The sequence below is a fragment of the Pseudomonas sp. EGD-AK9 genome, from assembly GCF_000465935.2.
Taxonomy (GTDB): Bacteria; Pseudomonadota; Gammaproteobacteria; order Pseudomonadales; family Pseudomonadaceae; genus Aquipseudomonas.
Map to the genome: position 1 here is coordinate 1 of NZ_AVOF01000105.1, position 8693 is coordinate 8693.

The window sequence follows — 8693 nt, forward strand, 5'->3', positions numbered from 1 at the left end:
AATCGGTGGCCTGCTCCACGGTGAACAAGATGTGCGGCTCGGGCATGAAGGCGGTGATGCTGGCCCATGACCTGCTGCGTGCCGGCAGTGCCGAGGTGGTGCTGGCCGGCGGCATGGAGAGCATGTCGGGCGCCCCCTACCTGCTCGAGCGCGCACGCACCGGCTACCGCATGGGCCATGGCAAGGTGCTCGACCATATGTTCCTCGACGGTCTGGAGGACGCCTATGACAAGGGACGCCTGATGGGCACCTTCGCCGAAGACTGCGCCCAGGCCTACGGCTTCACCCGCGAGCAGCAGGATGGCTTCGCCATCGCCTCGCTGACCCGCGCGCAGCGGGCCATGGCCGAGGGCCGCTTCGCCGCCGAGATAGTGCCGGTGGAGGCCAGGTCCGGCCGCGACCTGGTGACCGTCAGCCAGGACGAACAGCCGCCCAAGGCCCGCCTGGAGAAGATCCCCACCCTGAAGCCGGCCTTCCGCGAGGGCGGCACGGTGACGGCGGCCAACGCCAGCTCGATCTCCGATGGCGCGGCGTCCCTGCTGCTGATGCGCCTGGAGGAGGCGGAGAAGCGCGGCCTGGCCCCCTTGGCCTGGGTCGCCGGGCATGCGTCCTTCGCCCAGGCGCCCAATCTGTTCACTACCGCGCCGGTGGGCTCCATCCAGCGCCTGCTGGCGCGCACCGGCTGGAGCCTGAACGAGGTGGACCTGTTCGAGGTCAACGAAGCCTTCGCCGTGGTGCCCATGGTGGCGATGCGTGACCTCGACATCCCGCATGACAAGCTCAACGTGCACGGCGGCGCCTGCGCCCTCGGCCACCCCATCGGCGCCTCCGGCGCCCGCGTGCTGGTGACCCTGCTCAATGCGCTGAGTCAGTACGGGCTCAAGCGCGGCGTGGCCTCGGTGTGTATCGGCGGCGGCGAGGCCACGGCGGTGGCTATCGAAAGGTTGTGAGGCAATAACCATGGTGCGCACTACCTAGGCGGCCCCGCGATACCCTACGGTTCGTATCATTGATTAACCCGCATTATCGGAGCCAGCCATGCTGCCCAACGAAGAACAACTACTGATCCGCGACATGGCCCGCCAGTTCGCCCAGGAACGGCTCAAGCCTTTCGCCGCCGACTGGGACCGCCAGCATCGCTTCCCGGCCGAGGCCATTGCCGAGATGGGCCAGCTGGGTTTCATGGGCATGCTGGTGCCGCAACAGTGGGGTGGCGCCGAGACCGGCCATCTGGCCTACGCCCTGGCCCTGGAAGAGGTGGCGGCGGGAGATGGTGCCTGCTCCACCATCATGAGCGTGCACAACTCGGTGGGCTGCATGCCGATCCTGAAATACGGCAGCGAGGCGCAGAAACAGCGTTTTCTCCGCCCGCTGGCCGAAGGCAGCATGCTCGGCGCCTTCGCCCTGACCGAACCCCAGGCCGGCTCCGATGCCAGCGACCTGCGCACCCGCGCGCGGCGCGACGGCGGGCACTACGTGCTGAGCGGCGCCAAGCAGTTCATCACATCCGGCAGCCACGCCGGCATGGTCATCGTCTTCGCCGTCACCGACCCGGGGGCCGGCAAGAAGGGCATCAGCGCCTTTATCGTGCCCACCGACGCGCCGGGGTTCTCGGTGGTGCGGGTGGAGGACAAGCTCGGCCAGCACGCCTCGGACACCTGCCAGATCCAGCTCGACGAAGTGCGCATCCCGGCCGAGTTGCGCCTGGGCGAGGAGGGCGAGGGCTACCGCATCGCCCTGGCCAACCTGGAAGGCGGGCGCATCGGCATCGCCGCGCAAGCGGTGGGCATGGCCCGCGCCGCGTTCGAGGCGGCGCGCGACTATGCCCACGAGCGGGTCACCTTCGGCAAGCCGATCATCGAGCACCAGGCGGTGGCCTTCCGCCTGGCCGACATGGCCACCCAGATCGCCGTGGCGCGGCAGATGGTGCACCACGCCGCCAGCCTGCGCGAAGCCGGTCTGCCATGCCTGAGCGAGGCCTCGATGGCCAAGCTGTTCGCCTCGGAGATGGCCGAGCGGGTGTGCTCGGCGGCGATCCAGACCCTGGGTGGCTACGGCTACCTCAAGGACTTTCCGGTCGAGCGCATCTACCGCGACGTGCGCGTGTGCCAGATCTACGAAGGCACCAGCGACGTGCAGCGGATGGTGATTGCGCGCGGTTTGTAGGCGCGGCGCTATGCCGAGTGGCTGGCGGTTCGCCCCCGGGCGCTCACGGCAGGGGGCTGCTGTGCTGCCGGGCGGTCCGTTTCGCCGCCCAGCCAGGCGATGAATAGCGAGAACAGCTCGGCCTGGGAGCCGATCTGCAGTTTGGTGTAGAGATTCTTGCGGTGCATGCGCACCGTCTCCGAGGAGATTGCCAGCAGGCGTGCGCTGGACTTGGCTGAGTGGCCGCGCAGCAGCAGGTGGCAGACCTCCAGCTCGCGGGCGGTGAGCAGGCCCTCGCCGAAGCTCATGAAGGCCTCGCGCAGCTGCTGCTCGAAGTCGGCGCCCTGGGCCTGCTCCGCGTTGCCGACCTCGCGCCAGTGCTGCCGGCCCAGTTCCAGGATCACCGGCGCCAGGCTGCGCAGCAGCTGCAGCTGTTCGGCCTGGAAGGGCCGGGCGCTAAGGCCGTTGTACAGGCTCAGGGAGACCCGCTCGCGTTCGTTCAGCTCCAGCATAAAGTAGCAGTCCTCCACCGAGCCGGCGCCTAGGTAGTAGGTCTTGTAGTACTGGCTGTCGAAGAAGTCGTCCGGGGCGATCTCGCCCAGGCTGTAGAAACCTTCGGGCAGGCCCTGGTCCACCGCCAGGCAGAAGGGGTCGAGCAGGTAGCCGCGGGAGAAGTAGCGGCTCAGCAGCAGCTCGCGGTTGGTCGCCGGGATGCCGCGCTCGTAGAGCAGGCGGGGGGCGCCGCCGATGCGCTCCAGGTTGATCATCACCGACTCCACGGGCACCAGGCTGGCCAGGGCGTCGACCAGGCGCTCGGCGAAGTCGGGGCCATGGCAGGCGGCCATGGCCCGGGCCAGGGCTTGGTGCCAGCGCTGCAGGCTGTCCGGGGCAAGCATGGGCACACACCTCTCGATTGCAGGGGCGGCCAGCATACCGCAGTGAACCGGGTCCGGCCCGGCATACCCTCAAATGAGGTATGGCCGCCCGGGCCCTGGCTTCTTAGCCTGCAGGCAACAGTCCCGCAGGAGTCAGCCCATGTCCATCGTTACCCCCATGCCCACCGCCGTTCGCGACCAGGCCAGCCTGGCCGCCCTGGATCGCGCCCACTATATGCACGGCTACCACCTGTTCGACGAGCACCGCCAGCAGGACGCGTTGCAGATCGGCGGCGGCGATGGCGCCTATATCCAGGACCTGGCCGGCAACCGCTACCTGGACGCAGTGGGCGGCATGTGGTGCACCAATATCGGCCTGGGCCGCGAGGAAATGGTCGAGGCCATCGCCGAGCAGACCCGCCAGCTGGCCTACGCCAACCCCTTCTGCGACATGGCCAACCCGCGCGCGGTGGAGCTGTGCGCCAAGCTGGCGGAGCTGGCCCCGGGCGATATCGACCATGTGTTCCTCACCACCGGCGGCTCCACCGCGGTGGATACGGCGATCCGCCTGGTGCACTACTACCAGAACTGCCGCGGCCTGCCGCACAAGAAGCAGATCCTGACCCGGCGCCACGCCTACCACGGCTCCACCTACCTGGGCATGTCCCTGGGCGGCAAGCAGGTGGACCGCGAGGGGCAGTTCGACTTTATCCAGGACGGCATCCACCACCTCAGCGGCCCCTATCCCTACCGCGCCCCCGCCGGCCTGAGCCAGGCCGAGTACCTGGAGAGCCTGGTGGCCGAGTTCGAGGCCAAGGTGCTGGAGCTGGGCGCGGACCAGGTGGCGGCCTTTATCGGCGAGCCGGTGTTCGGCTCCGGCGGGGTGATGGTGCCGCCGGCCGGCTACCACCGGCGCATCTGGGAGCTGTGCCGGCGCTACGACATCCTCTATATCGCCGATGAGGTAGTCACCTCCTTCGGTCGCCTGGGGCACTTCTTCGCCAGCGAGGCGGTGTTCGGCGTGCAGCCGGACATCATCACCACCGCCAAGGGCCTGACCAGCGGCTACCAGCCCCTGGGCGCCTGCCTGTTCTCCGAGCGCATCTGGCAGGTGATCGCCGAGCCGGGCCAGGGCCGCTGCTTCACCCATGGTTTCACCTACTCGGGGCACCCGGTGGCTTGCGCCGCGGCGCTGAAGAACATCGAGATCATCCAGCGTGAGGGCATCCTGGCGCATGTCGAGGAGGTCGGCCGCTATTTCGAGGAGCAGCTCAGGACGTTGCTCGACCTGCCTATAGTCGGCGACGTGCGTGGCCTGCGCTTTATGGCCTGCGTCGAGTTCGTCGCCGACAAGGCGAGCAAGGCGCTGTTCCCCGAGGCGCTGAATATCGGTGAGTGGGTGCACCTGCGGGCACAGAAGCGCGGCCTGCTGGTAAGGCCCATGGTGCACCTGAACGTGATGTCGCCGCCTTTGATCCTGACCCGCGAGCAGGTGGACTTTATCGTCCGGGTGCTGCGCGAAAGCATTCTGGAGGCCCTGGAAGATCTTCAACAGGCCGGTCACTACTAGCGTTTTTGGCGCTCCCACTTTACTCACAGAAGGAAGGCCCCCAATGGACGACAACAAGAACAAGGTCCTGCGCTTTCGCGACGTCACCCTCTACACCGTCTCGGCCATGCTGTTTATGGATCAGATCGCCCTGGCCGCATCCCTCGGCGCCACCAGCCTGTTCTGGTGGGCCTATGTGCTGGTGCTGCTGTTCGTGCCCATGGCCCTGATGACCGCCGAGCTGGGCACCACCTACCCCGGCAGCGGTGGGGTCTACCACTGGGTGCGGCTGGCCTTCGGCGCCCGCTGGGGCGCGCGCCTGTCATGGATGTACTGGGTCAATAACGCGCTGTGGATGCCCTCGGTGTATATCCTCTTCGCCGCCATGCTCAGCGAGTTCTTCCTGCCGGATCTGAGCCTGTGGACGCAGATCGCCATCGGCATCAGCCTGGCCCTGCTCACCGCGCTGTTCAATGCGGTCAAGCTGGGCATCGGCAAGTGGCTGCCCAACCTGGGGGCGCTGATGAAGCTGGTGGCGGTGCTGGCCTTGGGGGTAGGCGGTATTCGCTACGGGCTGCAGCACGGCTTCGCCAACCCCCTGACCCTGGAGACCCTGATACCCTCATCGGGGATGGCGATCGCTGCCTTGGGCATCATGGTCTACGGCATCATGGGCACCGAACTGGCCTGCTGCAGCGCCCCGGAGATGCGCAATCCACTGCGCGACATCCCCCGGGCGATCCTTGCCGCCGGCCTGCTGATCGCCGCCTTCAACGTGTTCGGCACCCTCGGCGTGCTGGCCGCGGTGCCCAGCGACCAGACCGACGTGACCAAGATCTTCGCCGAGTCGCTGTACCAGATGTACGGCCACGACGGCCTGGGCGGCGCCTTCGCCAGCCTGATCGCCTGCTTCGTGCTGTTCACCCTGTTCACCAATATGGTCACCTGGAGCATGGGCACCAACCGCGCGGCGGTGGCGGCGGCCAAGGCCGGCGAGCTGCCGGCGCTGTTCGGCGTGGTCCATCCGCGCTACCACACCCCGGTGGGCCCGGCGCTGCTGGCCTCGGCGGTGAGCATCGCGGTGATGCTGGTCTACGGCCTGGTGGCCAGCAGCGCCGAGGAGCTGTTCTGGACCCTGCTGTCGATCTTCGCGATGATTTTCATGCTGCCCTATGTGCTGATGAGCCTGGCCTTTATCAAGTTGCGCCTGCACGACCCGCAGCCGCGCGCCTTCCGTATGCCCCTGGGCAACGTCGGCGCCTGCCTGTGGGCGGCGCTGGTGGGGCTGCATGTGCTGGCCGGCATCCTGCTGTTCGTGGTCACCCCCGGCGAGCCGATGGACTGGGACTACAGCGGCAAGATCCTGCTCGGGGTCGGTCTGGCCCTGGTGATCGGCGAGTGGCTGATTCGCGCCAGCAGCAGGCAGCAGGCGCAACAGGCCCTGGCTCTGCAGGGGCGCTGACGGATCGCGGATGATCCTGTACAGTCGTTCAGCGCTGCGTTCAGAGCCTGCTACGACTGTATAAGGATCGGCCATGACCCACCCGACTCGTTTCGCCCGCCTGGAGCCCGAGCTGCGCAAGTCGCATCTGGTTGAGGCCACTCTCAAGTGCCTCAAGCAGCACGGCTTCCAGGGCGCCTCGATCCGCAAGATCTGCGCCGAGGCGGGGGTCTCGGTGGGGCTGATCAACCACCATTACGGCGGCAAGGACGAGCTGGTGGCCGAGGCCTATCTGACCGTCACCGGGCGGGTCATGGGCCTGCTGCAGGAGGCCATCAGCCAGGCCGAACCGACCCCGCGGGCGCGCCTGTCGGCCTTCTTCCAGGCCTCCTTCTGCCGCGAGCTGCTCGACCCGCAGCTGCTGGAGGCCTGGCTGGCCTTCTGGGGCGCGGTGAAGACCGCCGAGGCGATCAACCAGGCTCACGAGCACTCCTATGGCGAGTACCGGCGCATGCTCGCCGCGGTGCTGGCCCAGCTGGCGGCCGAGCGCCAGTGGCCGGGCTTCGATGCCGAGCTGGCAGCCATCGGCCTGTCGGCTCTGCTCGACGGCCTGTGGCTGGAGTCCGGGCTCAACCCCAACACCTTTACCCCGGCCCAGGGCGTGCTGCTGTGCGAGGCCTGGGTCGACGGCCTGGAGGCCGGCGGTTATCGGCGTTTTATGTCGGTCGAGGATGTTGATCAAGTGTTCAGCAATGGCTAGAGTGGCCAGGCGAACCCCCGCGACCTTCCACCTATAACGACAAGAGTGGCCGCTTCCATCGGAGCGGCAGGAGCGAGCGCATGACGGCCATGGCCCGTGTATTGATCGTCGACGACGATCCGGTAATCCGTGAGTTGCTGGCCTCCTACCTGCAGCGCGACGGCTATGAGGTGCTCTGCGCCGAAACCGCCGAGCAGGCCGAGGCCTGCCTGCAGGAGCAGCCGGTGGAGCTGGTGATGCTCGATATCCGCCTGCCCGGCAAGGACGGCCTGACCCTGACCCGCGAGCTGCGCGTGCGCTCGGAGGTGGGCATCATCCTGATCACCGGCCGCGACGACGAGATCGACCGCATCGTCGGCCTGGAATGCGGCGCCGACGACTACCTGGCCAAGCCCTTCAACCCCCGCGAGCTGATGTCGCGGGCGAAGAACCTGATCCGCCGGGTGCGCCATGCCCAGGCCGCCGGGCCGGTGGAGGAGGGCCGCCAGCTGCGCCAGTTCGCCGACTGGACCCTGGACCTGGATCGCCGCCGCCTGCTGGCCGCCGATGGCCGCGAATGCCTGCTGACTCATGGCGAGTTCCAGCTGCTTAGCGTATTTCTGCGCAACAGCGGGCATACCCTCAGCCGCGATCAGCTGATGGACCAGATCCGCAACCGCGAATGGCTGCCCAACGACCGCTCCATCGATGTGCTGGTGGGCCGCCTGCGGCGCAAGCTGCAGGACGACCCGGCCGACCCGCGGCTGATCATCACCATCCATGGCGCCGGCTATCTGTTTAGCGCCCCGGTCAGCTCGCGGGCATGAAGCCTTGGCTGTTGCTGGGCCTGCTGCTGGCGGCCGGCCTGGCCCGGGGCGAGGCGCCGACCCTGCGCTACTGCGACCACCCGGTGTACCCGCCGATTTCCTGGAGCGATGCCGCAGGTAGCGTGCAGGGCGTGGCGCCGCGGGCGGTGCGCGAGGTGGCGCAGCGTCTCGGCCTGGCCCTGGAGATCGTGGTGCTGGGCAACTGGCAGCGCTGCCTGAGTGATGCCGGCGAAGGCCGGGTCGACCTGGTGATCGCCTACCGCTCGGCCGAGCGTGAGGCCCAGCTGCTGTTTAGCCAGGAGCCGCTGCTGCAGGAGGAAGTGGCGCTGTTTTACAACCGCGAACGGCCGCTCAAGGTGCGGCGCCTGGAGGACCTGGCCGGCTATCGCGGCGGCCTGCTGTTCGGCGAGAGCTACGGCCAGGCCTTCGACCAGCTGGTGGCGGCCCATGGCAATGTCGAGCGGGTAGCCAGCAATCAACAGAACTTCGGCAAGTTGATCCGCGGGCGCATCGACTTTATCGCCCATGAGCGGCGCACCGGTCAGCTGTTCGTCGAGTACCTGCCGGGGGCCGAGCGTATCGCCATGGCGCCGCTGATCCTGGCGGTGGATCAGCTGCACTTCGCCATTTCCCGGCGCTCGCCCCTGGTGGCCTGGCAGGGGCGTATCGATGCCGAGCTGCGCCGCCTGCGTGAGGATGGCGCGGTAGAGCGCTGGCTGGCGGAGAGCGAGGCGGCCTATCGAGCCATGCAGGAGGCCTCCCGGTGAGCCTGCGTCTGCCGGCGCTCAGCGGCCTGTCGCGGCGCCTGCTGCGCTTTATCCTGCTGTTCAGCCTGTGCTTTACCCTGCTCGCCGGGGCGCTGCAGCTGGTGCTGGAGTACCGCCGCGAGATGGCTGGGGTGGAGTCGCGCCTGGAGCTGATCCGCAGCGGCTACCTGGCCAGCATCGAGCGCAGCCTGTGGGACCTCAACCAGGAACAGCTGACGGTGCAGCTGCGCGGCCTGGTGGACTTTCCCGATATCGCCTGGGTGCGTCTGCAGAGCAGCGACTTCGATCTGCTCAAGGGCCGGCGCGAGGCCGCCGAGCCGCTGCGTCGCGAGCGCTTCGCGCTGGTCTAC

At 67.9% G+C, this 8693-nt stretch carries 8 protein-coding genes and 1 pseudogene; 8 read left to right on the top strand and 1 reads right to left on the bottom strand.

What is annotated here, in order from left to right; all coding sequences use genetic code 11:
* A partial coding sequence (locus N878_RS05805; protein ID WP_021442740.1) for an acetyl-CoA C-acyltransferase occupies positions 1 to 950 on the top strand: 950 nt, incomplete at its 5' end.
* Between the two features lie 88 nt (positions 951 to 1038).
* The gene (locus N878_RS05810) at positions 1039 to 2166 is read left to right on the top strand and encodes an acyl-CoA dehydrogenase family protein (protein ID WP_021442741.1); all 1128 of its coding nucleotides are present in this window, start codon (positions 1039 to 1041) and stop codon (positions 2164 to 2166) included.
* An 8-nt stretch (positions 2167 to 2174) separates the two neighbouring features.
* On the opposite strand, the gene N878_RS05815 is transcribed toward N878_RS05810, so the two are convergent.
* Positions 2175 to 3047, bottom strand: a complete 873-nt coding sequence (locus N878_RS05815) for a helix-turn-helix transcriptional regulator (RefSeq protein WP_156350853.1) — start codon at positions 3045 to 3047, stop codon at positions 2175 to 2177.
* A gap of 151 nt (positions 3048 to 3198) precedes the next feature.
* Between N878_RS05815 and N878_RS05820 the strand changes: the two genes are divergently transcribed.
* From N878_RS05820 to N878_RS05845, 6 genes and pseudogenes are all read left to right on the top strand, one after another.
* Positions 3199 to 4590, top strand: coding sequence for an aminotransferase (locus N878_RS05820; RefSeq protein WP_036987452.1), 1392 nt, complete (start codon positions 3199 to 3201; stop codon positions 4588 to 4590).
* A 43-nt stretch (positions 4591 to 4633) separates the two neighbouring features.
* On the top strand, positions 4634 to 6031 hold the full coding sequence (locus tag N878_RS05825) for an APC family permease (protein WP_021442744.1): 1398 nt from the start codon (positions 4634 to 4636) through the stop codon (positions 6029 to 6031).
* A 73-nt stretch (positions 6032 to 6104) separates the two neighbouring features.
* A complete protein-coding gene (locus tag N878_RS05830; RefSeq protein ID WP_021442745.1) occupies positions 6105 to 6770 on the top strand; it encodes a TetR family transcriptional regulator C-terminal domain-containing protein in 666 nt (221 codons plus the stop codon).
* An 80-nt stretch (positions 6771 to 6850) separates the two neighbouring features.
* Positions 6851 to 7576, top strand: coding sequence for a response regulator (locus N878_RS05835; protein WP_021442746.1), 726 nt, complete (start codon positions 6851 to 6853; stop codon positions 7574 to 7576).
* The gene (locus N878_RS05840; RefSeq protein WP_031302812.1) at positions 7573 to 8343 is read left to right on the top strand and encodes an ABC transporter substrate-binding protein; all 771 of its coding nucleotides are present in this window, start codon (positions 7573 to 7575) and stop codon (positions 8341 to 8343) included. Before N878_RS05835 ends, N878_RS05840 begins: the two co-directional genes overlap by 4 nt.
* Positions 8340 to 8693: pseudogene (locus N878_RS05845) on the top strand (hybrid sensor histidine kinase/response regulator); the annotation flags it as partial. The gene N878_RS05840 and the pseudogene N878_RS05845, both read left to right, overlap by 4 nt.

Coding starts and splice junctions, on each gene's coding strand:
- N878_RS05840 (WP_031302812.1), top strand. CDS start 7,573: ATGAAGCCTTGGCTGTTGCTGGGCCTGCTGCTGGCGGCCGGCCTGGCC.
- N878_RS05835 (WP_021442746.1), top strand. CDS start 6,851: ATGACGGCCATGGCCCGTGTATTGATCGTCGACGACGATCCGGTAATC.
- N878_RS05825 (WP_021442744.1), top strand. CDS start 4,634: ATGGACGACAACAAGAACAAGGTCCTGCGCTTTCGCGACGTCACCCTC.
- N878_RS05820 (WP_036987452.1), top strand. CDS start 3,199: ATGCCCACCGCCGTTCGCGACCAGGCCAGCCTGGCCGCCCTGGATCGC.
- N878_RS05810 (WP_021442741.1), top strand. CDS start 1,039: ATGCTGCCCAACGAAGAACAACTACTGATCCGCGACATGGCCCGCCAG.
- N878_RS05830 (WP_021442745.1), top strand. CDS start 6,105: ATGACCCACCCGACTCGTTTCGCCCGCCTGGAGCCCGAGCTGCGCAAG.